Source organism: Shewanella denitrificans OS217 (assembly GCF_000013765.1).
GTDB classification, from domain to species: domain Bacteria; phylum Pseudomonadota; class Gammaproteobacteria; order Enterobacterales; family Shewanellaceae; genus Shewanella; species Shewanella denitrificans.
On the sequence record NC_007954.1, the window covers coordinates 2833659 to 2858423 of the forward strand.

Here is a 24765-nt window from a genome sequence, read left to right on the forward strand (position 1 = left end):
CTAATCTTACTAAAATAAATCAAATAGGCAATCCGCGTCAGGCAATTGAGGCAAATTTTTGCACACTGTCTGCGTCTTGCTGCTGAAATGTGATCCGCTGTCCAACTTGCTGTAACTGCTCAGCTGGGTAGACTAAGCTGTCTTCTTGAAGCTGGGCGTCCAATTGGCTAAGTAGCCATTGTACCTTGTTACTGCCGATTAAACGCTGTTTTGCTTGTTGCAATAACTCTTGATGAAATCGCTTTCGCAATTCCAGCGGCGTTTCTCTGTGTTCATCATATCCCACATTGACGGCAATACTGACATCTTGTTGCAAGTATTCACTCAGCGCCGCTTCCAGCTGTTTTACCGCCACATCCGCGCCTAAATGTTTTTGATCTGGCTTTAGCAATAAAGGGAAAGGTGACGCTAAGCCTTGGCAGACAGAGTTAACGGCAAGCTGTCTTATTCGCCCGCCAATTTTAACTTCTGCCATCATTTTATACCAATGCAAATCCATCTCATGACCGCTTATCTGATGCTCTGAAATCAGCTGAGCGTCAATGCCAGAATCATCATCTGCTACATCGGACATTAATTTAGCAGGCATGGCTGTATCAAGCATTTTCTCAGCATACCCTGTCCCTTGCGCTTCTGCTTCGATAGCCGGCAGTGCTTCAATGACTGGAAGTATTGAGTCCAATGTGGTCTTGTCTTCCATCCCTACACTGCTCACCCTATTATCTTGAGCATGGGACAATGGCGTATCTTGGGCAAGTTTTAGTGGGTCAAACTGTGATGACCCATCACTTGCTGCCACCCATGGCGGCCTATCAGCATCTGTGGACACTTTGTCTAACAGAGGCGCTTCCTGAGTCACTAATGCTTGTGGTGCATGATTCTGAGCTTCAGTTTCAGCCTGCGGCCTTACACTTTCTACCTGGGTGCTAGCTTGAGGAGCCCCCAGTGGCTTTTTTGCAACACCTACCTTAATGCTGCCAGCATTTGGCTCAGCATTATTGGCAAGATTAATCGCACTCACATCTGCGATTAACGCATCACGACTGGCAAGCACGGCATCTAAAATGTCATCAACCACAGGGGCTAATGCTTCATCTGACACTGCAAGTGTCAACGCCTCTTGGCTTACCTCTGGATTTAAAACGGCTGAGCTAGATAATGCCGCTCCATCGACAGATACACCCTCTGCGACTAACAGGCTTTCTTCTGCTGAATGGCTATCTAAGGTCGGCTCTTGTAGATAGGCGTCAGGGTGCGCCTCTGACACTTGCTCATCAAAGCCATAGTGCATGTAATCTGCGTACTCATCAGTCACACTGGCATCATCGTTAGCTTGAGCTGATGAAGTATCATTAACGACAACATCTGATGATGGACTGTCATCATTGCTGTTTTGCGGCTCAAATCCCATGCTAGCAGCTTGGCTGAGTAGCACGTCTTGTTCGGCTGTTAGTGCCTTTAATGGTGCACCTTCATCATCTTCGATGACTTGCTCAGTGTCACTGGGTGTATCCTTTACTTCAAGGGATGCCACCTCTGCCGTTATTGTCTGTGCTACAGGCGTGCCTAAAACAGCAAGGGTTTCAGTCGCTTCAGTCACCTCAGTCGTTTCAGCGCTCAACTTCACGTCTGGCTCAGGTTTTGTTTTGGCTGCCGCCTTACTTGTGCCATTGGGGAGTTCGAGTGTGGCTGTATCGTCCACAACCCAACGGTTAACGGTTTTTTCTGGCACGAAGGCAACCGCCCTAAGCAGCGCCATTTCAAGACCGGATTTTGGATCAGGCGCAAACGCCAGCTCCTTTCTGCCAGTCAATAAAATTTGGTAATACAACTGCACTTGCTCAGGCTTAAGCTGCTTTGCGAATGCTAAAATTTGTTCACTATAGAGTGAATGCTGCGCCGCGGCTGGGGCGAATTGGCTTAAGGTTATCTGGTGCAATAATTCAAGCAGGCTGCGCAGCACTTCATCGGCATCGGCGCCAAAAGACAAGACTTGCGCCGTGGTTTGCATCAAATGGGCGATATCGGCATCACATAAGCTCTTAAGTAAACCTATCACTTGACGCTCATCTATGCTGCCGAGCATGGTCTGCACTTGAGTAAGCATCACTTGACCGCTTCCAAATGCGATGGCTTGATCGGTTAAACTCAAGGCATCACGCATACTGCCATTGGCCGCTTTTGCCAATAATGTCAGCGCTTGGGATTCGAAAGGAAGTTGCTCTTGGCCAAGAATAAACTCCAGCTGCTGAGAGATTTCATCCTGAGATAAGCTTTTAAGATTAAATTGCAAACACCGAGACAACACAGTCACAGGCAATTTCTGTGGATCCGTTGTCGCCAGCAAAAATTTAACGTGCTCTGGTGGCTCTTCTAAGGTTTTAAGCAGGGCGTTAAAACTGCTACGAGATAACATGTGCACTTCATCAATAAGGTAGACCTTAAAGCGCCCTCTGGCAGGCTTGTATTGCACATTGTCCAGCAGTTCTCGGGTGTCATCGACTTTAGTGCGGGAGGCGGCGTCCACTTCAATCAGATCGACAAATCGACCTTGAGCAATTTCAACACAACTGGAACAGGTTCCACAAGGGCTCGCAGTGACGCCAGTCTCGCAGTTTAGTCCCTTGGCAAACAGCCGGGCTAAACTGGTTTTTCCCACCCCTCGGGTCCCAGTAAACAAATACGCATGATGCAACCTTTGCTGACTTAGGGCATTAGTTAATGCCAATAATACATGGGACTGTCCCACCATCTGTTCGAACTTGGCTGGGCGCCATTTTCGAGCTAACACCTGATAAGACATAACACTCCCCTAAGTCACAAAAAAGCCAACACTTACTGTATCTTACGTGCAAAACTCGATTAAGTCTTGCTGCACCGTAAACGCCAAGATAGCACGCCACACTGTGACAGGCTATCTCTCCATTTACGGTTTATGTTTGCTTATTCGCCTTCAAACTCGCACAAAGCAAACACATCAAGACCCAGGCCTGCTAACCGCTTCTCACCGCCAATATCAGGTAAAGAAATCACAAATGCGGCGTGTTCTACTTGACCACCAAGCTGCCGAATGAGTTTCACTGTCGCTTCAATGGTGCCACCTGTGGCTAATAAGTCATCAACGACCAATACCTTGTCTTCAGGCTTGATAGCATCAACATGGATTTCTAAGGTATCCATGCCATATTCCAACTCATAAGATTGGGCGATTGTTTTTCTAGGCAATTTGCCAGGCTTACGCACAGGAACAAACCCTATGCCTAGCTCTAACGCCAGTGGCGCGCCAAATAAAAAGCCACGGGCTTCAGTTCCCACGACTTTGGTGAATCCCATTCCCTGATACTTTTCTACAAATAATGCGATGGTGGCTTGGTATGCACTGGCATCTTCCAACAGGCTAGTCACATCACGAAACATGATGCCCGGTTTTGGGTAATCCGCAATGGTTTTTATGCTCTGTTTAATCAGGGCCAAGCTGTCTTTATTCATGGTCATAGTCATAGGTAACTCAATTATAAAACTTAGGTGGGCTTACAAAATGACGTGAATAAAAAAGCCCACCTAGGTGGACTCGATATCACAGCCAAATGCAGGCTTGATTCAGATGGATCTTAAGCGGGTTTGGCAAGAGTTGCAACTGTACTGCAGTAGACTCGCTTGGATCTTGTGCTTATTCTCTTGCTTGAGCTGTAGAATCTGGGATCTGCCACAAAAAAATCAGTAATCCTGTCAACATGCACGCTAACATGATTTTAAGCCACAGCTGACTGACCACAAGAATACTTATCAAAAAACTGATGCAGGTCATTAACGCCGCACGGCGTTTAAGCCTTGACTCCATGGATCTATGGGTTTGCCAATCGAGCAAGGCTTTTGAAAACCAAGGATGAGCCATTAACCAAGCATGAAGCCTGTCATTTGAGCGAGCAAAACAATAAGCCGAAAGCAAGATAAAGGGCACGGTCGGCAACAGAGGCAATACTATGCCTAACAAACCAAGCAATAGGCTGCTTAAGCCAATGAGTAGGAAAAAGCCACGCTTTAATGCCACAGCACCACCTCTTTAACGTCTAAAAAAGGGCTAAAAACAAAAACCACTCTGACGAGTGGTTGATGATTAGCATAACTCGCTGTATTGCGGGCTTAAATCAAGCCGGCAAACTTAAGCCATGATAAAGAAGCTGGTAAGGTTGGCAATAGCAAAACCAAAATAAAACCAATAAAATGCAATATGTTATACGGATCTTTAAAGGGCTCGCCCATGATATTTCCTTAACGCAGATGACAATGTTGGTGTAGTGATTAGCGCCGATAGCTAGTCAAAAGCTGAGCTGGATCACATTTTGGCCGTCATTGTAGACATTTCACCTGATAATGGAAACTATAATTTTGCCGACGCTTAATGAGTGAGCACTAAATCAAGGTCAAGCCTAGCCCTTTAAATACCTTCTATCGACACGCAGATTTAGGCTCTGGTTTTGACTATGCCTTTATCCGCTAATTGTGCCAACAAGCCAAAAGCCCCCTGATTAAGCTGTTCTGTGGCCATATTTGGGTACAGGCCTGCTAACCAATGGCAAAGTTCAAGCAATGTAGATTGCTGTGACTGCTCAAGGTAGGCCAGCACTTGGGCGCTTAGGGGACTTAATTGTAAAAAGGCCACCTCATCGGCGTTATCACGATAAACACAGAAAAACTGCCCCTGAGGTGTGGGTTCAACAGGTTGATAATCAACACTAATATGCTGCACATCGAAGTGATATTGGGCCACTCTGGCAGTGGAATTTAAGCACATCTTTGCCGTTTTAACTTCATCTTGACTCAAGGTCATCAGCTGTTCATCTTCTTGTGCGACTGCCACAACCAGTTCTAGCCATTCATAGTGAGCCAGCTCAAGCATAAAGCCAGGGTCACTTTCCTTGGTTTGATACTCAGTTTGCAAGAATTGCAGAAATTCAGCCGCGATGTCCATAAAGATGGGGCTTTGACAGTCATGGTTCACAAAAAACGCTTGCACTAACAGCTGCCAGTCATCGCTAGCATACAAGCTCTTGAGCACAGGAAACGCGCTAGAGACAAACCCATCTAGGTTATTGAAAAATAAATCACGGTATATTTTCATTCGCCTTGGCTCAATCCCTTTGGGTAGGGGCTGATTGGGATCGCGAATATAATCCATAAAGTCTTGTTGAACTTGCTTAAACATCATTGACCACTCCTTGGCTGAGCACTATTAAACTGGGCTAAAGCCTGTGTCTGATATTCATGTATTTTATTGATTTCTTGAAGCAGCACAGGGGTTTTAGGTATGTTGAAATCACGCTCAAGCAAGGTGGGATGCACCCCATGAAGTCGATAACAGTCCTGCAATAATGCCCACACTGGGTCGATAATATCCGCCCCATGAGTATCAATCATCAAGTCCACGTCTTCTTGGTAATGTCCGGCTATATGCAGATAGGCGATGCGATCTGTGGGCATAGCGGCCAAAAATTCACTGGCATCGTAGTGATGATTAATGGCATTCACATAGATGTTATTCACATCAAGCAGCAATTTGCAATCGGCCTCACTGAGCACGGCATTAACAAACGCTTGCTCGCTCATCTGCGCCCCAGGGGCGGCATAAAAAGACACGTTTTCTAGAATAAAGGGCCGTTCAAGAATATCTTCAACCTGTTTAATGCGCTGGCTAACGTGCTTGACAGCTTCTTCAGTAAAGGGGATGGGCATTAAATCATACATATGACCCGTGCCTGAGCAGTAACTTAAATGCTCTGAGTAGATGTCTATCTTGTGGCTATCGAGAAAGGCCTTTACCCTTTTAACAAAGTCGACATCCAGCGCTGCAGGACTGCCGATGGATAAAGATAAACCATGGCAAAAAAAAGGATGCTGCTCAGTTAAGTGTCGAAACTGACGGCCATACTTACCGCCTAAGGTCATCCAGTTTTCTGGAGCCACTTCAAAAAATTCAATTTCTTTTGGGCTATGAGTGCAAAACTCTGTCAACATTTCTCGCCTTAGCCCCAAGCCAACCATGGATGACGAACGCTTTATCTTGTTTGACGGCATCAAAGCCCTCCATGCTGTACGCAACACATTTAACAAATAAGGCCTGAAAATCAGGCCTTATGTTTACACTGTTACTTGAGGCTATGTGCTCCTCAAGCTGTGGCAGTCATCTATCTTAGAGATAAATTATTGATTTCCGCCACATTTACCTTCTTTGGCTTTATCCGCACCGCATTTGCCTTCTTTGGCCTTGTCTGCCATTTTGTCAGCACCACACTTGCCTTCGCCACATTTGCCTTCTTTCGCTTTGTCGGCCATTTTGTCAGCACCGCACTTGCCTTCGCCGCATTTGCCTTCTTTGGCTTTCTCGGCCATTTTGCCTTCACCGCACTTGCCTTCGCCACACTTACCTTCACCGCCATCTAACTGATAGCCAGCGGTTAATTGCTCAAAACCAAATGGGTTAGCTTCTACTGCAGCAGAAAAACCCGCAGTCATAACAACAGCACCTAAAGCAACAGCAACACTGGTTTGTTTGATTGAGTTCATAATTATCTTCCTTTTGTTCTAATAATAGGGACCAACACTATGTTTGTTGCTGGCTTGCCTTATAAGACCTAAGCGCAATCACTTTTATTTCAATAAATTTGCGTTTAGTCACTTTATTTTCAAAAAATAACCCTTAGGCGAAAAGGCTCGAAAATAAGTCTAGTGGATTTAATTAAACTATCAAACTGATTTTTATGATTATTTACATAATCGTTACAAATATAATTTTTTCAGATCCATATAACTTAAACCACAAAGACGTTAAAATACGCCACTTTTTGTTGTTAGGTAGTATGCCAGTGCGTGTAATTTTAGCCCCTATGGAGGGGGTTGTTGACCCTTTGATGCGTGACATCTTGTCGAAAATTAACCCTTATGATTTATTGGTTACCGAATTTGTCCGTGTGGTGGATCAACTGCTACCTGAAAAAGTGTTTCTCAAGCTGTGTCCTGAGTTACATCAGCAAGGCATGACAGCCAATGGCACCCCAGTTCGGGTGCAACTATTAGGTCAAGAGCCACAATGCATGGCCGAAAATGCCGTTCGTGCCATTGAACTTGGCTCAAATGGTGTCGATGCTAACTTTGGCTGCCCAGCAAAAATGGTCAACCGCAGTAAAGGCGGCGCGGTATTATTGCAATGCCCTGATAAAGTGCACGACATAGTCAAAGCCATGCGCCAAGCTGTGTCCAGTGAACACCCTGTCACCGCCAAAATTCGCTTAGGCTATGAAGATAAATCCTTATTCATGGAAAACGCACTGGCCGTTTATGAGGCTGGCGCTACCGAACTTGCTATACATGCCCGCAGTAAAACTGATGGCTACAAGCCACCTGCCTATTGGGAATACATCACAGAAGTCCGTCAACGCTTGCCTATACCTGTGATAGCCAATGGCGAAATTTGGAGCGCTGAAGATGCGCGGCGCTGCATTGAAGTCACAGGTTGCGATAGCGTGATGATTGGCCGCGGCGCCATCTCACTGCCTAACCTTGCTGATACCATAAAAACAGGCGCTGCGCCTTACACTTGGGAACAGACCTTATCCCTATTGATGAGCTATTCAGAGCTTGAGCTCAATGGCCGCAAATCAGATTATTATCCCGCGCGAATCAAACAGTGGTTTTGCTATTTAAATCGTCAATATCCAGAGGCCGATGCACTGTTTCGTGAACTTAGGGTATTTAAAACCACGGATGAAATCCGCGCCGTGCTCGATAAGGCACACAGGGCATTGCTCGCCACCCCATGAAGCTAAGGCTCAATTGCAGTTGGCCAGCTCCCTACCTCAATGATGGCCAGAAAAGCCACTAAGTTTTGATCTTTGTCATGGCGTTAAACTATGAACGCCATAAACTGACACTAAGATCATTAACTTAGGACGCCTTTGTGAGCAATCAAGATAGACACAGCAGATTATTGCAACTCGAAGCCTCGTTAAGACAGGAGTTCGATGACTTATTCAATGACACATTCGAAGACATATTCGAAGACTTATTCGAAGACATAGCTAACACTCAATGGGAACGTCAGTTAGACAGTCAGCCACGAGATAATTTCATAACCCGCAGCCTGAGTGAGCTCATTGAATGGATGACAGCGCAGCAACTTGGCCATCACTCACTGTGTCAGCGTCTTATGCAACTAGATGCGGCCTATTGTCAGCTGGAGTTGGGGCTTTATGGCCTGTGCGCCGATTGTGAAACCCAAATTGAGGCCGCACGATTAAGCCAAGATCCCACTGCGCAGCGCTGCAATCATTGCGATAACAAATATCATCGCCAGCACAGGCAAGAGCTGCGCCTAGATCACTGATAGATGAATGAACAGACGGTAGACGGTAGACGGTAGACGGTAGACGGTAGACGGTAGACGGTAGACGGTAGACGGTAGACATTAAGCAACTGACAGCTACAAGCAAGCAACAAAAAAAGGAGCCTAGGGCTCCTTTTTATCTTCAATCTATGCAGATTAACGTGTGCGTGGGCACACTTCATCAGCGCTGAAGAAGTAAGCAATTTCACGAGCTGCTGATTCAAGTGCATCAGAACCGTGAACTGCGTTTTCGTCGATGCTCGCTGCGTAGTCACCACGTAAAGTGCCACGAGCCGCTTCAGCTGGGTTAGTTGCACCCATGATTTCACGGTTAGCTAGAACAGCGTTTTCGCCTTCTAACACTTGAACCATTACTGGACCTGAAGTCATGAAAGACACTAGCGCGCCGAAGAAAGGACGTGCGCTGTGTTCAGCGTAGAAGCCTTCAGCTTGTTCTTTAGTCAGGTGAACCATTTTAGAAGCGATGATCTTAAGACCCGCTGATTCAAAACGGTTGTAGATAGCGCCAATGTGGTTTTTAGCAACTGCATCTGGCTTGATAATAGAAAATGTGCGTTCGATCGCCATAACTAGCTTCCTTAATGTGAGCAAGTTCAAGATTAAAAAATTCGCGCGGATTATACGTAATTTAACTGTCAATGCCTAGTGTTATCCCACCAAGCGGGGGCAATTTACGCTAACATTAGCCGCCGTATTGATTAAAGAGATGGCTTGAAGTGGATTTGAAAGCATGAATTAAGCATCAAAAAATAGTCTCTACTGGGTCGATGGCGCTTTACTTCATCTGCTTAATAGATATAGGATTATTCGAATCAATGACTTAAGTCATCTTGAAAGCACGGAAACCGTTTAGCAGGCCAGCGCAGTAACGCGCCCCCTTGCTAAACGCTTTATTACAGGGAGTCATCAGTGACCAAGTCTGCAGCAATATCCATCGAGCAAGAATTCACCAAGATTAACGGCTTTGAAAATCGCACACCTGTCTCTTCCACTGAAGCCATGAAGGACGCATTTATCAAACTTAGTGATTTCGATAGCAGTGCCATTTACCTCAGCCACTATTCGGGGTTCAGTGAGTGGGAGCGCCATCCCGCGGGAGATGAACTCGTGCAAGTCATTGAAGGCGAAACCACCTTAGTGTTGCTTAAAGGTGGTATTGAGCATAAAAACAGATTGATGCCAGGCGAGTTATTAGTCGTGCCTCAAGGCGTGTGGCACAGGTTTGAATCACCTAAAGGGTTGAAAGTATTAACCATCACCCCGCCACCAACAGAGCACTGCATCACTAAACCCACAACCACTTTTGGGTAATCCCTATTCAAAAGTGATGCGACGTTAATAACCGATAAGCCCTTCCCCTGTATCCAATTCAAACTCGTTTTTGGACATATGAGCTAGAAAATTTCCACTGAACTTGTCTGAAAATCCAGTCGCTGACATTCCTGCATACTGGCTTGTCATGGTCTATTTCTTTCATAAAAAGTCTCGTCGACACGCCAACTTCTGTGAGTTCAAGACCCATAAACCTGCCACTGAAATTTCTGCATACAGGCTTGCCATGGCATTCGCTCTACGACACGCCGACTTCTTGTGAGATCAAGAGCCATCCCTGAGGGCTCGAACATCCCGTCTGATGTGAAGGGACTCACAAATGCCGCGATGGCATGGTCAATGATGTTCCAGACATCATAATGACATTTACCATCCTTATGGTTCAGATGCCAGAGAGCTGCCATGGGATGGACGGTCTTCTCGCCTTTCTCCTAGTGAAGCGCCATGGTTCACCTTTTTAGTATTAGCGTAACCTTTTAACTCAAAAGACTACACCCAACATTTAACAATGGGGCCACCGTAAATTTTTTGAAAAAGGTAGAGTCTGTTCATATGCAGGCCTTTAGGTCAACTACCAGCTTGCATTGGTCAATAAACGTTCGCACTCTTGCCCAGCAGGCTCAATCACGTTATTTCTTATCGTAATTATTAGCGCTTATAGATAATTTCGTCTCAATTTTGCATATTGAGCAATGTACTCTTCTATTTCTCGTGTGGACTCAGTAACAAAGTCGAAAGGAATCCTTATTTTTTGAGTGCTGTAACCTGAGTTCAAATATAGGTAAATATAGTTTGGGCCTCTTCCTAGGGTAAAAATGTAAACGCTTTCAATACTTTTCCAGTCGATATACCCTGCAAAACTCTTACACTTAATTTTATCGCTACAAATACCTGTCCTGTCTATTGTGATATCGCATTTCCCAATAGGAACTAGTATAAAAAAATGTATAGCTAAATGAATGAGTATCAGAAAAGTACAAATGATGAAGAATGGAATGAAATCACTGAATATATATTCTCCTTCTTTATATTCAAATAAGGCCGGTAATAGTAGTATAAAAAATACACCCGCTGGTGTGTAATATAGTGGTGCTACATACATCAGCTTCTTGTTAGATTTTAAGTGCAATTCAATTTCCCACATTTATATGACTTTAAGCATGCGGCTAGAAAAAAGAAATCTGGCCAAAAAAGAAATCTGGCAAAAGAAATCTGGCCAGCAAAAGAAATCTGGCCCATCAAAAGAAATCTGGCCAGCCATTATAAAACAATAACATAATGCATTTTCGACATGTGCTCAAGCGAGATTGTGAGGGTTTGTCGCTAGAAAGCCGATATCGCAGGAGTTTATGGAAGCGAATTGGCTAAATCGGCGGATTTCCTTCAAAAACAGTGATTTTTAGCCACAATAGCCCAACTCATTAAAGAGTTAAGCTGATTTAGAAACATTGTTATTACAAGTAATTTTAGATTAGCCAGCTTTTAAGTGCTGACAACAACTGGCGAAATGTCGTCGACGCTTTTCTAGATGCTCGCAATAGCTGGTCAACTCTTGAAGCGTGCCCACTGGTCCGTGAAATAGCTTGCCAAATTCAGTGGTGAGTTTGAGCCAATTTTCTTGAGAGATATTCAATCTCGTGAGTAACTTAGCGCTGTTAGCACTGACTGAACCGCGCTTGTCATTGCGAATAATACGTCCAGTATCATCAACCAGCTCAAGATAATCTTGCAGCGAAAACGCTATACCCTTGGGTTGATGGTTGCGTTCATTGCCAATGAAAGGCAGTAAATTACCGGGTTGTTCTCCTTTCAAAGCTGCCCTGATGCGCAGTTGAATACTGGTATGGTCTGACAGCTCCGGCGTGTCTGCCATCTTGGCTCTTATGGGATTGAGCTCCACATAAGCCATGCAGGCAAGCACAGCAGCTTCATCAAGCAGGGCTTGCGACTTAAAGCGGCCTTCCCAGAAACGGCCCGTGCAGCTATCCTCTTGATTTGCTTGCCGTGCTATTGGCTCATTTAGACATCGCATGAACCAAGAAATATCGCTTAATCGGCTGCGATATAAAGCAACTGTGTGGCTAAGCTGCAACTGTTCATAATCTTCAAGCGTTTCACCCTGAGCAAATTTTTTGGTTGTATCAGTACCCTTAAACAACTGATGCCAATGGTTTATTACCTCAACATCAGACCAGCTGTTAGCTTGATAGATGTCGATACTGAGCACAACATGCAAATGATTATTCATCACTGCAAAAGCTGCCACATCAATAGCGAAAATCTCCGCTAATTTAAGCAGTTGAGCTTCTACCCAAGCACGTCTGTGGTCGTAATTTTTACCAGAAAACATATCATCGCCGCAGAGAAAAGCACGGCGAACAACGCGACTACAACAATGGTACATAGGAGTGTCTTCCACACTCACCTGACTTCTTCTAGGGCGTGGCATATGCTCACCTTCGTCAATGTCTGTTCACAAAAATCTGGCCAGCCATTATAAAACAATCACAAAAATCTGGCCAGCCATTATAAAACAATAACATAATGCATTTTCGACATGTGCTCAAGCGAGATTGTGAGCACAAAAATCTGGCCAGCCATTATAAAACAATAACATAATGCATTTTCGACATGTGCTCAAGCGAGATTGTGAGAGTGTGTTGCAAGAAAGTCGATATCGCTGGAGTTTATGGAAGCGAATTGGCTAAATCGGCGGATTTCCTTCAAAAACAGTGATTTTTAGCCACAATAGCCCAACTCATTAAAGAGTTAAGCTGATTTAGAAACATTGTTATTACAAGTAATTTTAGATTAGCCAGCTTTTAAGTGCTGACAACAACTGGCGAAATGTCGTCGACGCTTTTCTAGATGCTCGCAATAGCTGGTCAACTCTTGAAGCGTGCCCACTGGTCCGTGAAATAGCTTGCCAAATTCAGTGGTGAGTTTGAGCCAATTTTCTTGAGAGATATTCAATCTCGTGAGTAACTTAGCGCTGTTAGCACTGACTGAACCGCGCTTGTCATTGCGAATAATACGTCCAGTATCATCAACCAGTTCAAGATAATCCTTCAATGCAAACGTAATACCTTTGGGCTGAAATTGCCGTTCATTGCCAATAAACGGCAGCAAGTTATTAGGTTGTTCGCCTTTTAATGCAGCCCTAATGCGCAGCTGGATGCTGGTGTGGTCTGATTGCTCAGGGGTGCTTGCCATCTTGGCCCTAATTGGATTGAGATCGACATAGGCCATACAGGCTAACACTGCGGCCTCATCTAGCAGGGCCTGCGATTTAAAGCGGCCTTCCCAGAAGCGGCCTGTACAGCTATCTTCTTGATTTGCTTGCCGTGCAATCGGCTCATTAAGACAGCGCATGAACCAGCTGATGTCGCACAGTCTGCTTCGATAAGTGGCGATGGAGTGCTTTAATCTGAGCACTTCATGCGCTTCAACGACTTCACCTTTAACAAATTTCTGGGTTATTTCATCACCATTAAATAACCTCAGCTCGGGATAATAAATGTATATCAAACAGCTCTTTGCACCGCTAACTGCGTTGAGTTCACTTGCAATAGGCTAGCTATTGGCGCGTAAACTCGCCTTGTTATCAGTGCAAAGTTCAAGTTTGAGTGCTAGATGTTGAATTTAGGCTGTTTCAACACCATTTATTCATCTCTTAACCCGAGTTGAGGTTAAATAGTTTGTGCCACTGCTCGAGCACTTCTCGATCTGTCCAGCGATTTGCGATTTCAATATCAATGCGTAACACCACATGAAGGTGGTTAGACATCACTGCAAAGGCGGCCACATCGATTGCAAAAACGGCTTCGAGTTCAAACAGTCGCGATTCGATCCAGCCACGACGATGGTCATAATTTTGTCCCGAGTACTGATCATCGCCACAGAGGAATGCGCGACGAACAACGCGACTGCAACAACTATAGAAAGGAGTGTCTTCGACACTGATCTGAGTTCTTCTAGGGCGTGGCATAGCAAACTCCAACATTTACAACTTTATAGAGTTTAGTAGATGGAGCTATATCATGCTATTTATTGTGGGTGGCCACATTTTTTAATGGGGGAGTGGAACCCTGCCACGTTAATCCAAACGGTGATGAATAATCACCTTGGGTGATTATGCTTATGAGCGAGAGGCACGGCAGTTCCATAGCATCCTTGCTATCACGGCATTCGTTAATCCATTCATATCAGATGCCGAACTGGCTTTTTAATATGGATGTTATTGTTTGGACATCCATCATCTAACTTTTGGATAAAATTGCTAGCAATGATCAAACTTTATTATGATCCACATTGGGTCCTGCTGGGAATGCAGGCAGACTAGCCAGTTGGTTGAGCCAAGGCTGCGCCGAACTGCACCAAATCTGAAATTTTGGCACCAAGGTATTTCGCTGTGCAACTGTCCCCAAGCGAATGCCGTAGATTTTTGCGCCCTCGCCTACCGAGGTAGCGTAAATGGCTGAGCCACAATTGCCACAAAACCCCTGTGCCCGTAGGTTACCACTTTGGGCGGTTTTAATGTATTCCTTGGGCGTGCCTTGAGTAAACATGAGCCCATCAGGTTTGGACATCACCACGGAGCGAAAAGCACTCCCGGACAGCATCTGGCAATCATCGCAGTGACAAACAAGCACTTTTTCTGCATCGATTTCGGCTTCAAAAGCCAGCTCACCACAATGACAAGTACCGTTAATTTTCATGCTATTTCCTTATAACTCACTATTGACTGATTTGATACCGGCGGCCTTGCTTGATGGCCCAAGCTAATCATCAAGCTAAAAATGTCCACCACAAATAAAACACACTAAATACTGTAAGAAGGCTTAGGCACGTCAAGGTATAGACTTTAAATACTCCTTGGGGTTTGTGCTCATCGTCGATGTCAGCCCCCATCATGACTCGGTAATTAAGCCAAGCGTATAAGGGGGCACTCACAAATGACACTGTGGTGACAAAATCTAATAAGCCTTTAATGTCGGCGGTAAAAAACTCAATGATCCACCAACTGCCTAACGACAATAACACTAAGGTAATCAAATAGGCCCAATTGGCACGAGTTTCAACTTGAGGATGGGCCTCGCCTAATACGAGACTTAACGCCCGCTTCCACACTTGTGGAAATCCGTCCGCCACGGCAAAGGTGGTTGAAAATAATGCCACAAAGGTCACCAGCGCCATTAATACCCAGCTCCATTCACCGAGCGCTGCACTGTAAATGCCCACGAGCTGCCCCGCAAAAGCGGCGGCTGAGTCGGCAAAACCTTGGCCTTGGCCAAACATCAACAAGGCGCCTAGCCACAAAAACACCATTGCCAGAATAAAACTGGTGCCATAACCGATATTAAAATCTGCCACAGCCCGTTTCGCATGCAATGCGCCTGCCTGCTGCTTTTTAGACAACACCCATAAGGAGTGCCACACAGACACTTCGATGGCGGTGGGCATCCAGCCTATAAGCGCCACAATAAAAGCGATACTCGCCGCCGATGTCAGCACTATGCTGGGCCCTTGTGCGGTAGGCATAAATCCTAAACGGCCAATGGCTGCAAACCAGGCAATCAAGCTACACACAGCTAACACCAGCATCATCCATTTAAGCAGCACATTTAGGGTTTTGTAATGGCCAATCAGCAGCACGGCCCCCACCACAATGAGAATGAGCGCCGCCCATTGAGATAAGGATAAAAAGTCGCCGAAGAGGTTCATGGCGAGGGCTGAGGTCACGATTGTGACTCCAGATTGAATGAAGAACATGGTGATAAAGGTGAGTATTAAAAACAAATAAAAGGCCCAATTGCCCACAGATTTGTAGCCATCGAGTAAACTTTTGCCGGTTAACCCCGCGTATTTAGGGCCAAACAGGAAGAAGGGGTATTTGATAACGTGGGCCAGAATAATAAAGCCGAGCAACGCAAAACCAAAATCGGCGCCAGCGCGAGTCGCCTGGACTATATGAGATACACCAATACTGGTGGCAGCCCAGACAATACCTGGGCCTAAGAGTGAAAACATCCTAGATAACCGCATTACCCCATCCCTTCAATGCCGCAAAAAGGCACCTAATGCATATAAAAATTTACAATAAATTAATGGAGTTAACTCGGTATAGCAACAGTTTTCACTTGAAGGTAGGCCAGCAATACCGTTGAAAGTTCACCACTGAAGGCTTCAGCATCCAGCTCACAGGCGATGGCTGGAGTTAATTCTGGATATAGCACTTTATCGAGCAAGGTGTTGACCATGATATACACAGCGGTATCGGCTTTAAGCAAGGCTAACTGCAGCGCTTCAGACAGCTCTTGGCCATATAAATTAGCAGGCCCTTGATTGGCGTTAACAAATATCGTCGCCAAACGGCGATAGACTTGCTTGCGGTCCACCACCTTGTCGGCCACTAAGATTTCCGAGCGCAAGCGCGAATTTAAATGCAAGGTGCGAAACACGCATTTTTTGGACACCAAGAACTGCTGCGTCTCCTGGCTGATACAAATAAGTGCCTGCCTTAAACTGGTAAATTTGCGGCTTTCAAGCTCAGTGACCCACAAGTTTAACTCATTGCCAAAATCTTGGTATAGCAGAGGCAATAACGATTCTTTATCTTTAAAACGCCGATAAAAAGTGCCTACCGAGACCCCAGCATGATCGGCAAGTTCTTTAATGCTGATGTGCTCAAAAAATTTATCTTTTAGGCACAAATGCAGCGCGGCCATTAACTTACGCTGAGTATCTTGGCTGCGCTGTTGCTGGGGCTTAAATATATTTTCAGTCGACATGGGAACAATAAATAAACAAGTTAGCTACTTTCATGGGGGGATAATGCGCAAAATATCCCCTCACGGCAATATAAAACTGTCACCAGCCACAAATCAGCCACATTCTCGTGTGGCTTAACTCGATAATAGTGCGTTGGACTGAAAGTTAATCTCGAGCAGGGGGCGCTTCCCCTTCCCGCTGAACACTTACTATGGCCAAACTCGTATTGAATTAACTAGCTCTTGGCTTTATTAGCATTTTTTTCGATAAATTCGATAATGGCATTGGCCACATCTTTTTGCGTTGCCGCTTCAATCCCTTCAAGACCTGGAGATGAGTTCACCTCCATCACCACAGGGCCATGGTTTGAGCGTAATAAATCAACCCCAGCCAAACTTAGCCCCATGGTTTTAGCCGCACGAATCGCTGTGGTGCGCTCCTCTGGGGATAATTTTACTAAGGTCGCAGTGCCGCCGCGGTGCAGATTAGATCTAAATTCACCGGCCTTAGCTTGGCGTTTCATGGCTGCTATAACCTTATCGCCTAAGACAAAGCAGCGGATATCGGCACCATTGGCTTCTTTTATGTATTCCTGCACCATAATATTGGCTTTAAGGCCCATAAAGGCTTCAAGCACGCTTTCTGCCGCCTTGCGGGTTTCAGCGAGCACCACCCCTATCCCTTGGGTGCCTTCGAGCAATTTAACCACTAAGGGCGCGCCGCCAACCATGTCGATAAGATCGGGGATGTCGCTGGGTTTATTGGCGAACCCTGTGATAGGTAAGCCTATGCCCTTGCGGGACAATAGTTGCATCGAGCGCAGCTTATCTCGTGAGCGAGAAATGCCCACTGAATCATTGATGGTATACACACCCATCATCTCAAATTGGCGTAGCACGGCCGAACCGTAAAAAGTGATAGAGGCTCCAATGCGCGGAATGACGGCATCAAATTGCGGCAATTCTTTACCGGCAATATGAATGCTAGGTTGGCGCATATTAATGTTCATGTAACACTTTAACGGATTGATAATGTGAACATCATGACCCCGTGCCTGTGCGGCTTCCACCAGACGTTTAGTGGAATAGAGTTGCGGGCCTTGAGATAGAATAGCGATCCTCAATGGAGGCTCCAAGTAAGCTAAATTTTCGCGCATCATACGCTGAGTTTAGGGAAAAGCAATTGCCATTTATGATCTAATGACAAGGCAAAAATAAACGGAACGAAAACCCGAGAAAAACACCAAACTTCGCCTATCTGAGCGGAAAAATTGAACATTAAAACCTAGGATTAACAGCCCTGAAAAACTAACAGTAAGATCTATGTTAACGTCAAATATGAGGGCTAAATACAACTCCAAAACTCAACGGCTCTAGTCATTACATTCAATGCTCAATACTTGATTCATAAAAATGATTTGTTTCGAGTATTTTAATTGGTCATAATCTATCGATTGGCGAAATCATTAATTTTTTTCTCGTTCTGCGCCGCTGGTCATTAAAGCCAACATATGTGCATCTATTCTCAGCTCCATGCTTAGTTCCATGCTTAACTCAAGATGAAGATGCTGAACAGGACCTTTTTTATCTTTAAGGAAATCCATTATTATGCTTGTTGAACATGATATTTCTGACGTTCGTGTCGGCATGTATATTATCGAAATCACAGTCCCTAAAAATAAATTTCGTTTAGCAAAACAGGGATGGCTAGATAATGAGCGTATTATCGATGCCTTGAAAAGTAAATCCGTCGAAAAGGTGCTAATCGATGCCAGTAAAACTCGCATTGTAGCGGATCAAAACGCGACGACTCCCTCCCCTTCAGTAGCAACCCCTTCAGTAACAACAAAGAAAGGCACTAAAACCTCCTCAGAAAGTGTTAAGCCAAAAGCAGCCTCCGTTAGAACTAAGTACCAATTCAATCAAGAGGTCATTAAAGCAAAACAAGTATTCGCTGAATCTAAGGCGATACAAGCCAAATTATTTCACAATGCTCAGCGTGGTTTACCGCTAGAGATGGAGTCTGTGTGTAAGATCACCTCAGAATCAACGGATCTTATTTTTAATAATCCTAATGCCCTCGCTTGCGTGCTCAATATCCGCAATAAAGATGAATACCTGTTAGAGCACTCAGTATCAGTGTCCATCTTGATGACCATGTTTGCCTTATATTTAAAAATTGACAGGGATATAGTGAATCAATTGGCTATCGGGGCATTTTTACATGATGTCGGTAAAATAATGGTGCCGGACAATATCCTCAACAAGCCGGGCAAACTCACTGACGATGAATTTTTTGTGATGAAATCTCATGCTCGTCATTCAGTCAGCATAATGAGAAAAACCCCTGGGATCAGTGCCATCAGTATGGAGGTTGCTGGCCAGCATCATGAAAAACTCAATGGCAAAGGTTATCCTTTAGGCTTAAAAGGCGACAAAATCTCCCTTTATGGCCGCATGAGTAGTATCTGTGATATCTTCGATGCCCTTACTGCCACCCGCTGTTATAAGCAAGGTTACCCTCAAGTAAAATGCTTTGGCATATTGCGAAAGCTGGCAGAAAACAATGAACTCGATATAGATTTGGTGGACAAGTTTATTAAATGCATGGGTGTCTACCCTGTGGGCGCCGTGGTACAGCTAGATTCTAACCGCCTTGCCATAGTGGAAAGCCATAATATTGCCGACCCAATCCGTCCTAACGTCCGTCCCTTCTATCGCCTCGATCCTAAGTTATTTGAAAAAGGCCTTGATGTTGACTTATCTTCTGCCGCTGACGAGCAAATCGTCAAATGTGTTAGGGCCGATGACTTTGAGCTGGATATGCAGCAAATTATCGAGTTTTTAGCCCAAGAAGCCTAGCTTCTGTGGCTACCCAGATGCCAGAAGACACGCTTTTACGCCCTGTGTACCTTAAGACGGTCAATTGAAGACGCTATGATTTTTTCTTTGCTACCGTGCCCGCTTTGGCATTTTTCGCCTTGTATTTCCCGCTTGATTTAGTCGAGTAAGCCGATTTTTTCTTAGGGAAACCTTTACCCTTTGATGGACTTGCAAGCCCTTGCAAGGCCCTGGGTAACTCGCTCGCCGCTTGTCCTATGAGCTCGCTAAGCTGCTGGATCAGTGGCGCCATGAACGCTTGGTAGCGCATGGTCTTATGGCTAATTTTATCAAGGCTTGCCTCCCACAATGCTGTCATATCTGGGGTGGTCGCACTCATTGGCAGGCTATTTATCAGCCCCCGGCCCACTGGCGTAGCCAAGATAGACTTACCTTGGCGTAATAAATAACCGCGCTTAAATAATAATTCGATAATCCCAGCTCGTGTGGCTTCAGTGCCTATACCGTCGGTGTCTTTTAAGATTTTTTTTATCTCTACATTAGTGACAAAACGGCCAATGCCCGTCATGGCGCTAAGTAAACTTGCATCGCTAAAATGCTTCGGTGCTTGGGTCATTTTCTCAAGCAGTTCTCCTCGTTCGCAGTTGAGCCATTGACCTTTTTTGAGTGCGGGCAAGGTTTGAGACTCTGGCTCTCCCTCTTGATTATTTTCAGTGTTATGTTCCACAATTTTGTTATTGTTGCTAAATAAGCTCTTCCATCCCAACGACTTGTTCTGCCTTGCCTTAGTGGTAAATATCCCGCCAGCAATCGTGACTTCAACCTGGGTTTCTGCGTATTGGTAAGCAGGATAAAACTGCGCCAAATATTGACGAGCGATGTGCTGATACAGCCGCGCTTCATTCATGCTCAAGGCCGATAAGTGTGCGATTTTCTCTGTAGGGATAATAGCGTGATGGGCTTCAACTTTACTATCATCCCAGGCTTTAGATTTAAGCTTAGGGTTAGGCGCATCGGTGTGACTAATCAGCGTTGGCGCCCCCTTAATGACAGCGTTAATCACACTTGGGGCAAGTGAGAATTGCTCCACAGGTAAATGGCGGCTATCTGAGCGCGGATAGGTAATCAATTTATGCCGTTCATACAGGCTCTGGCAAGTATCTAGCACCTCTTTAGCGCTTAAGCCAAAACGCTTGGCAGCATCGATTTGCAAGGAAGACAAACTATAAGGCAAGGGCGCCGCCTGACGCTTATCTTGAGCCACAAGCCCTGTGACTTGAGCGGGCTGGCCGCTGATGCGCTCCACTACATTCTGCCCTAAGCCCTTCACTAACACTCGGCCTTCTTCATCTTGATAGGGCTCGCAGGCCGCGCTTGGTTGCCATTTAGCGGTAAAGCCTTGCTGCTTATCAGTTAATAAATGGGCTAACACTTCATAGAAAGGCTTAGGCACAAAAGCCTCAATTTCTTCATCTCGCCTAACCACTAACCCAAGCAGAGGCGTCTGCACTCGCCCCACCGAGAGCACGCCTTGATAACCCACTTTCTTGCCTTGAATTGTGTAGGCCCGAGTCATGTTCATGCCATAGAGCCAATCGGCGCGGCTGCGGGCAAGGGCCGAGGTGGACAGCGGAATAAAATCTCGATTACTCTTGAGTTGATTTAGCGCTCGCTGTACAGCTTGCGGGTTTAAGTCACTGATAAGCAACCGCTGCACTTGATTGAGCTTATCCCCCTTGACCCCAAGATAGGCAATCACTTCATCCACCAGCAGCTGACCTTCTCGGTCTGGATCTCCCGCATTTACTAAGTGAGTGGCTTGTTTAACTAACTTTTTAAGCACGCTTAATTGACTGCGGGTCGATGATTTAGGTTTTAGCTGCCACTGGGTTGGGATAATGGGCAAGTGCTCCAATTTCCAGGATTTAAACGCCACATCATAGGCATCTGGCTCCGCTTGCTCTAATAGATGGCCAATACACCAAGACACGCAGTCACCATTGGCGGCGGTAATAAAACCATCGCCTTTCTTATGGGGCTTTGGCAGCACATCGGCGATGGCCCGCCCAAGGCTTGGTTTCTCGGCAATGTAGAGTCGCATTATAGTTTACCCAAAAAAAAGCACTGTATGTAATTACAGTGCAATTTAACCTAGTTAGCCTTTGATGGCAACTTATACCCTAAGTAATAGTACTAGCTATCTATTGTCTTCACTTCGGCGGGTTTTAAAATCTGAATCTTCGAGCCACTTAGGCCAATCGCTGTTGTTAGCAAGCCGCGCTAATATGCTGCCTATCAAACTTAAGTCCTGACTCACGCCTCCTAGCGACCAATTGGCATCATAATCATCGGCCTCTTTATGATACTTAGCGTCGATATAATTTGGATCTGTGTCCCCTAGGCTCATAAACAGTAATCCCGGCACCCCTTCTTGGGCCAGTGCAAAATGATCTGAGCGAAACATTAATCCATTTTGTGGCAGAGGATCGGCTTTAACCGTGCGTTGCTGCGCCTTAGCGGCATCCTCTAGATAATCCTCCAGCTCAGATACCCCTTGCCCGTATTGTAATATGTAGCTAACGCCATCGTTAACGTTCATGCCATCAATATTCAAAAATGCGGCAATATTTTTAGTGGGTACGCTAGGGTTCTGGGCAAAATACTGGGCGCCAATCAAGCCGGTTTCTTCTGCTGTAAAAGCACTAAAGAGTATCGAGCGCTTAAATGGCGTGACGCTAGCTTTGGCTTTAAAAGCTCTGGCTAGGGCCAATACACCCGCTGTGCCTGAGGCATTATCCACCGCGCCATTGAAGATTTCTTGGCTGCCATCTTGATGGGTCTTACTGCCTAAATGATCCCAATGAGCATGCATCACCACCAGTTCATCTTGCTGTGGATTGCGCTTGCCGTCGAACTCAGTCGCGCCAGGCAGTAGAGCAAGCACATTATGAGACTTGGCCATTTCTATGCTGTTGTCTAGATTAAGTTTAGCGCTGAGATTAAGATCAACCGTCTTAAAACCTGCTTTATGAGTACTGAGTTTAAGGCTGTCGAAATCAAGCCCTGCCGTTGCGAAAATTTGTTGAGTAGCCTTGTGTTGTAACCAGCCCATCACCGCTATTTGACTTAGGTTGTTATTGTCATCCACTAAGGTAAATTTACTGCCAGTGTTAGAGTTTTCAACCACACCCCAACCATAGCCCGCTGGCGCGGTTTCATGGACGATAAATACTGCTGCAGCGCCTTGGCGAGCAGCCTCCTCGTATTTGTAGGTCCAGCGGCCATAATAGGTCATGGCATTGCCTTTAAAGCGCTTGTTATCTTGAGTGGCAAAGCCTGGGTCATTCACCAGCATGATGACTGTTTTACCTTTAACATCTATGCCGGCATAGTCATTCCAGCCAAACTCTGGCGCATTAATGCCGTAACCGACAAACACCACCTCACTGTTATTAAGTGCAATATGTGGCTTTATTTGCTGGCTTCTTGCGGTAAAATCTTTGCCATGGGTAAACTTAAGTGCCCCTATCGTTAGCTGCATATCTTGTTTAGCCGTTATCTTGGCCATAGGTACGGCTTGTAAATAACTGTCGCCAAAACCTGGTGCCAGCCCCATCTCTTTAAAGGCGTTCACCAAGAAATCTAAGGTCAAGGTCTCCCCTTTTGACAAAGGTGCACGGCCTTCGAAAGCATCGCTCGCTAAGGTTTTAACATCTTGACGATATTGGGTGAGATTGCTGAAATCTAAAAACTCAGCCTTATCCGTATGGGCGAAAACTAAAGCGGAACTCAGTGCCAAAGAGGCCATTAAACTAGGCGCAAAACGGCGCAAGGGTGACTTATTCACTAAAAATCCTTATTTCATTAATTGTTATTTGTTATTTGTTATTTATTATTCGTGTCTGTTGTTAATGTTTTTTATTCTAGCCTGTCATCAATTTTCTTAGGCTAGCACCTAATGCAGCGAACAAGCCTGCAAAGATAAACAGCCAACCTATGGGCACTAAAAAGAATGGCTCATGTAATATTCCTTGGCTATCGACTGTGCTACCGATAAAATTAACGGCCAGCCAGCATAAAGCGGCAAAAGAAAAGAGTATCAAGGCAGTCTTGAAGCGAAATAATCGCGCTATGATTGATGCCAGCATAGGTTTTCCTTAATCTTGAGTAGATACGTTACAAACCAGCGTTAACGACTTGATTTAAAACTTGGTTTAGGACTTTTTTAGGGCTCTTTACAGGTATGAAACATTGAAACTTAGCCACAGACTTACCAGTTTGCAACGCATGATCCAGCATCCTTATCGACATATTTGGGATTGCTGCTGCGATCACGGTCTATTAGGGGCGGCCTTGTTGACTGAGCTACAGACACTTTCACTGGCCACTGAGGCGGCTCCCCCGTCGCAAACCTATGCACCTTTACAAACCCATGCTTCTTTGCAAACAAGCGTGCATTTTGTCGACATTATTCCCAGCCTAATGCAGGAAGTCGAGGATAAACTACAGCGCTTTTTTCCTCAGAGCAAGCAAGCCTCCCGCAATAAAGAGCCTGACTCAGACCACGGCATTAGCTGGCAAGTTCACTGCATGGATGTAAGCCAACTGCCAATCATCACAGATAACAGTCGTCAGTTGATTATTATTGCCGGTGTTGGCGGCGCCTTGACCCTCAAACTGGTTCAAGCGATACGCTTGGCATACCCACAGCAAGCGTTAGATTTTCTGCTTTGCCCTGTGCATCATCAATTTGAGCTAAGACAAGGATTAAAAGCATTAAATTTGGGCTTAGTGGATGAGCAACTGATTGTTGAAAATCGGCGTTTCTATGAGCTGATTTATGTGTCAAGTCAGTCAAGCACTGAGCTTTCGGCCCAAGGTGACAAACTTTGGCAACAAGACATCAACATATCCCAAGCATACCTTAACCGCACCTTAACCCATTACCGCAACATGCTGCGCCATAGTGCAGCTTTAGATGGCAGGGGACATGAATTTACCCAACAAATGTGTACGGGCTCTGTGACTTTGCAAAGCCACAGCCAAGCAGCACTGAATGCTATCATAGAGTCATACAGCCAAATTAAAGTGAAATTAGGGTAAGTAACATCTCTCTTAAGCTCTCAATAAACGTTAAGCCCCGAGACGGTATATGGTGTTGATTCTGCGGGTATAGGAAGAACATAGCTCGATTTCTCGACAGTCAGACCTAAAGTGAAAAATAATCACCTTTTTTTTAGAAACACTAAATCAACAAATTTCATGTATTTATTGGTTATCAACGTGAATAAAAACACAATCATTCTACCGTTACAAATATAAACATCAACAAACGAAACAAATCGCAAACAATCAAGCACCTTACATAGTAAGATTGTTTATTACATGATACGCAAGTAGTACATTTATGTTAAATCATGT

At 45.2% G+C, this 24765-nt stretch carries 21 protein-coding genes and 2 pseudogenes; 5 read left to right on the forward strand and 18 right to left on the reverse strand.

The genetic code is table 11. From position 1 onward, the window contains the following. Positions 1-37: 37 nt before the first annotated feature. The 6 genes from dnaX to SDEN_RS12385 all read right to left on the reverse strand — a co-directional run bounded on the left by dnaX (position 38) and on the right by SDEN_RS12385 (position 6564). Positions 38-2803, reverse strand: a complete 2766-nt coding sequence (dnaX, locus tag SDEN_RS12360; protein WP_011496812.1) for a DNA polymerase III subunit gamma/tau — start codon at positions 2801-2803, stop codon at positions 38-40. Between the two features lie 140 nt (positions 2804-2943). Next, positions 2944-3495 carry an adenine phosphoribosyltransferase gene (apt, locus tag SDEN_RS12365; RefSeq protein WP_198134650.1) on the reverse strand — a complete coding sequence of 184 codons (552 nt, stop codon included), beginning with the start codon at positions 3493-3495 and terminating at the stop codon, positions 2944-2946. Positions 3496-3670: 175 nt separating this feature from the next. Then, entirely contained in the window at positions 3671-4051 is a 381-nt protein-coding gene (locus tag SDEN_RS12370; RefSeq protein WP_011496814.1) for a YbaN family protein, read from the reverse strand. Positions 4052-4465: 414 nt separating this feature from the next. Then, positions 4466-5209, reverse strand: a complete 744-nt coding sequence (locus SDEN_RS12375) for an HvfC family RiPP maturation protein (protein ID WP_011496816.1) — start codon at positions 5207-5209, stop codon at positions 4466-4468. Continuing rightward, positions 5206-6075: an HvfB family MNIO-type RiPP peptide maturase gene (locus tag SDEN_RS12380; protein WP_011496817.1), complete on the reverse strand. Its 870-nt coding sequence runs from the start codon at positions 6073-6075 to the stop codon at positions 5206-5208. The genes SDEN_RS12375 and SDEN_RS12380 overlap by 4 nt, the downstream gene beginning before the upstream one ends. Positions 6076-6201: 126 nt before the next feature. After that, entirely contained in the window at positions 6202-6564 is a 363-nt protein-coding gene (locus tag SDEN_RS12385; protein ID WP_011496818.1) for an HvfA family oxazolone/thioamide-modified RiPP metallophore, read from the reverse strand. A 299-nt stretch (positions 6565-6863) separates the two neighbouring features. Here SDEN_RS12385 and SDEN_RS12390 point away from each other — a divergent pair, with 299 nt between their 5' ends. Together SDEN_RS12390 and SDEN_RS12395 are read left to right on the forward strand one after the other, a co-directional pair. Continuing rightward, positions 6864-7817 carry a tRNA-dihydrouridine synthase gene (locus SDEN_RS12390; RefSeq protein WP_041406322.1) on the forward strand — a complete coding sequence of 318 codons (954 nt, stop codon included), beginning with the start codon at positions 6864-6866 and terminating at the stop codon, positions 7815-7817. A gap of 137 nt (positions 7818-7954) precedes the next feature. Then, positions 7955-8380 (forward strand): TraR/DksA C4-type zinc finger protein, encoded by a 426-nt coding sequence (locus SDEN_RS12395; protein WP_011496820.1) that lies wholly within the window; start codon positions 7955-7957, stop codon positions 8378-8380. A 156-nt stretch (positions 8381-8536) separates the two neighbouring features. Here the strand turns inward: SDEN_RS12395 and ndk are convergent, their stop codons facing one another. Continuing rightward, a complete protein-coding gene (gene ndk / locus SDEN_RS12400) occupies positions 8537-8968 on the reverse strand; it encodes a nucleoside-diphosphate kinase (RefSeq protein WP_011496821.1) in 432 nt (143 codons plus the stop codon). Positions 8969-9310: 342 nt separating this feature from the next. Here ndk and SDEN_RS12405 point away from each other — a divergent pair, with 342 nt between their 5' ends. Next, the gene (locus SDEN_RS12405) at positions 9311-9712 is read left to right on the forward strand and encodes a cupin domain-containing protein (RefSeq protein WP_011496822.1); all 402 of its coding nucleotides are present in this window, start codon (positions 9311-9313) and stop codon (positions 9710-9712) included. Between the two features lie 1492 nt (positions 9713-11204). Here the strand turns inward: SDEN_RS12405 and SDEN_RS12420 are convergent. The 8 genes and pseudogenes from SDEN_RS12420 to SDEN_RS20545 all read right to left on the reverse strand — a co-directional run bounded on the left by SDEN_RS12420 (position 11205) and on the right by SDEN_RS20545 (position 18107). Beyond that, a complete protein-coding gene (locus tag SDEN_RS12420; protein WP_011496823.1) occupies positions 11205-12182 on the reverse strand; it encodes a hypothetical protein in 978 nt (325 codons plus the stop codon). 362 nt (positions 12183-12544) lie between these two features. Then, a pseudogene (locus SDEN_RS12425) lies at positions 12545-13231 on the reverse strand (hypothetical protein); the annotation flags it as partial. A 199-nt stretch (positions 13232-13430) separates the two neighbouring features. Further along, a pseudogene (locus SDEN_RS12430) lies at positions 13431-13721 on the reverse strand (transposase); the annotation flags it as partial. A gap of 301 nt (positions 13722-14022) precedes the next feature. After that, on the reverse strand, positions 14023-14451 hold the full coding sequence (locus SDEN_RS12435; protein ID WP_011496826.1) for a GFA family protein: 429 nt from the start codon (positions 14449-14451) through the stop codon (positions 14023-14025). A 70-nt stretch (positions 14452-14521) separates the two neighbouring features. Further along, the gene (locus SDEN_RS12440; RefSeq protein WP_011496827.1) at positions 14522-15778 is read right to left on the reverse strand and encodes an NRAMP family divalent metal transporter; all 1257 of its coding nucleotides are present in this window, start codon (positions 15776-15778) and stop codon (positions 14522-14524) included. 68 nt (positions 15779-15846) lie between these two features. Beyond that, positions 15847-16524 (reverse strand): TetR/AcrR family transcriptional regulator, encoded by a 678-nt coding sequence (locus tag SDEN_RS12445; RefSeq protein ID WP_011496828.1) that lies wholly within the window; start codon positions 16522-16524, stop codon positions 15847-15849. 215 nt (positions 16525-16739) lie between these two features. Further along, positions 16740-17627, reverse strand: coding sequence for a 30S ribosomal protein S6--L-glutamate ligase (gene rimK, locus SDEN_RS12450; protein WP_041406327.1), 888 nt, complete (start codon positions 17625-17627; stop codon positions 16740-16742). 342 nt (positions 17628-17969) lie between these two features. Continuing rightward, a complete protein-coding gene (locus SDEN_RS20545) occupies positions 17970-18107 on the reverse strand; it encodes a hypothetical protein (protein WP_157599857.1) in 138 nt (45 codons plus the stop codon). Between the two features lie 4 nt (positions 18108-18111). On the opposite strand from SDEN_RS20545, the gene SDEN_RS12455 reads away from it, so the two are divergent. Continuing rightward, positions 18112-19365, forward strand: coding sequence for an HD-GYP domain-containing protein (locus tag SDEN_RS12455; RefSeq protein ID WP_011496830.1), 1254 nt, complete (start codon positions 18112-18114; stop codon positions 19363-19365). Positions 19366-19438: 73 nt separating this feature from the next. On the opposite strand, the gene SDEN_RS12460 is transcribed toward SDEN_RS12455, so the two are convergent. The 3 genes from SDEN_RS12460 to SDEN_RS12470 all read right to left on the reverse strand — a co-directional run bounded on the left by SDEN_RS12460 (position 19439) and on the right by SDEN_RS12470 (position 23492). Beyond that, positions 19439-21445: a DNA topoisomerase III gene (locus SDEN_RS12460; protein WP_011496831.1), complete on the reverse strand. Its 2007-nt coding sequence runs from the start codon at positions 21443-21445 to the stop codon at positions 19439-19441. A gap of 96 nt (positions 21446-21541) precedes the next feature. Further along, on the reverse strand, positions 21542-23152 hold the full coding sequence (locus SDEN_RS12465) for a M28 family metallopeptidase (RefSeq protein WP_049763098.1): 1611 nt from the start codon (positions 23150-23152) through the stop codon (positions 21542-21544). Positions 23153-23267: 115 nt separating this feature from the next. Next, positions 23268-23492: a DUF3955 domain-containing protein gene (locus SDEN_RS12470; RefSeq protein WP_011496833.1), complete on the reverse strand. Its 225-nt coding sequence runs from the start codon at positions 23490-23492 to the stop codon at positions 23268-23270. Between the two features lie 139 nt (positions 23493-23631). Here SDEN_RS12470 and SDEN_RS12475 point away from each other — a divergent pair, with 139 nt between their 5' ends. Then, a complete protein-coding gene (locus tag SDEN_RS12475; RefSeq protein WP_232279965.1) occupies positions 23632-24447 on the forward strand; it encodes a tRNA (adenine(22)-N(1))-methyltransferase TrmK in 816 nt (271 codons plus the stop codon). Positions 24448-24765 lie beyond the last annotated feature (318 nt).